Origin of the sequence: Colwellia sp. BRX10-3 (assembly GCF_014077505.1) — a bacterium.
Taxonomy (GTDB): domain Bacteria; phylum Pseudomonadota; class Gammaproteobacteria; order Enterobacterales; family Alteromonadaceae; genus Cognaticolwellia.
In genome coordinates, this window is sequence record NZ_JACGWA010000032.1 from 1 (window position 1) to 1,151 (window position 1,151).

Here is a 1,151-nt window from a genome sequence, read left to right on the forward strand (position 1 = left end):
TGGTTGTAATGTCGCTTTCTTGTATGTCCCATGATTAACCTCTTTGGTAACAATTAAATAAATAACTGTCTACCAAAGTGGTACAAGATCACAGTGAAAACAGCCAGCTGTAAATTTTCCTGCTTAAATGACTTGTTATGTTTTGGTGTTCACATTGCCTGATATTTCTTCTTGTTCCCAGAAGACATCAAGTAAATCTTCGCCAAACTCTGCCTTTGAATTTTCGTCTATAGAGCTCAATTCAAACTCTTTAAATTCCCCATCAAAATGTCCGCCCGAGCTTATAATTGAAATGAGTGATGAAACTCCATTTTGAGCACCTAACCGAATAAAATCAGACAATACCTTTCTAGTAGGGTTATCTGCTTGTTTCCAATATTGAATTAAAGGCTTCATTGAACTATCAGAGCATTCTTTAATATCTGTTTTCGAGAAGGTTTCTTCATAGCCAGAAACTAGATCATTGATGCATTCATCTCTAACTGTAGATATAAATTTATTAGGGTTCACCTAAAACTCTCCGAAAAACATAACAGCTTATTATGTATACGGCTCAGTAATATCCGTTTCATAATTTTTATTTAATTCGCATTAATATCCCATAACTTCAAAGTATTAGAAACTATTGTAATCAACTTTTTTATCAAAAATAGTGTATTACTAAGCCCGCGCAGTAATATCCCTCATAGAAAACGGTATTAATTACAATAAGATCAATAAAATAGACGTTTGTTGGCGTGTTTTAGGTGTATTACTGAGCCGGCTCAGTAATACACCTAAAAGATCCATGAGAAAATATATGGCAAAGAATTAAACGCTAATGTCTTCTAAGCGCACCAAGAAGACGTTAGATGGTGCTATTTACATCTGATTTATAAAGGTTCTTAGAAAGAAGAAATGTACATGAACTGGATCATAGTATCGTGCCTGCATATAAAGAAATGACTCGAAATACAGAACAATTAAAATTCCTTACTGACAATAGACACACTATATGTCCGAACTTTTTCGATAATCGGTATTTATATGTCCCGTCCTAGAATATGTTGACGGTTTTAATGAAAGGCCAGTGGCTTAAGCTTCTGGTCTTTTTTGTGCACTTGGTTTGGTGTTTTCATTGCCAAACTTAAGTGCGGCCTTATTTCATTATA

The 1,151-nt window shown here is 34.2% G+C and carries 1 protein-coding gene; it reads right to left on the bottom strand.

Features of this window, described 5'->3' with window-relative positions:
- Positions 1–135: 135 nt before the first annotated feature.
- The gene (locus H4J38_RS16875) at positions 136–510 is read right to left on the bottom strand and encodes a hypothetical protein (RefSeq protein ID WP_182133653.1); all 375 of its coding nucleotides are present in this window, start codon (positions 508–510) and stop codon (positions 136–138) included.
- Between the last annotated feature and the right edge of the window lie 641 nt (positions 511–1,151).